Genomic DNA, 616 nt, shown 5'->3' with positions numbered 1-616 from the left:
CACACGAGTCAATTCAAGTTCTGGTGTTTCCCCCTTGAATTGCTTATCTGGGGTGAAGGTTACCTTACCATCTGCATCCACTTCGAACTTACCAACATTTGGCACTTCTTTCACAGTTGTACCATTGTCAAATAGTGGAGTTGAATCAGCTGGGAATGGAACTGAGGCATGGCCAGGAGTGAAGGTCACTTTACCTTCTTGGACCTGACCTTGTAGACCCTCTGTCTTATCTCCCGTACCAGTTGGGGTTACTTTCGTAAACTCTGGACTGTAAGTCGCAGTAACTGGGGTGCCGTTCTTATCTACGCGTTTGACTGTGACTGGAGCTGGGTTTCCAACAAACTGTTTGTCTGGTGTGAAAGTTACAGTTCCGTCTGGTGCAATCGTGTAAGTTCCTTGACCTGGAATAGATTTCTCTTTGCTTCCATCTTCGAAGGCTGGTTCAACTGTTTCATCAATTGGAACAAGTGGGTCGCCACCTTGGAAGCTTGGAGTGCCTGTTTGTGGAAGTCCTTGAGGACCTGTACTTGTTGCACCGGTTCCTGTTGGGGTCACTTTCGTAAACTCTGGACTATAGGTCGCAGTAACTGGAGTGCCATTCTTATCAACACGTTTC

Annotated in this window: 1 protein-coding gene; it reads right to left on the bottom strand. The window is 47.1% G+C overall.

Features of this window, described 5'->3' with window-relative positions; translation table 11 throughout:
- Positions 1 to 616, bottom strand: a 616-nt coding sequence (locus HMPREF3057_RS05270) for a hypothetical protein (RefSeq protein WP_142350344.1), incomplete at both ends; no start/stop codon positions are given.

The sequence above is a fragment of the Streptococcus sp. HMSC072D05 genome (assembly GCF_001815805.1).
Classification (GTDB): domain Bacteria; phylum Bacillota; class Bacilli; order Lactobacillales; family Streptococcaceae; genus Streptococcus.
Note: the sequence above shows the minus strand (reverse complement) of the source record. Positions and strands in the feature narration are given on the sequence as shown.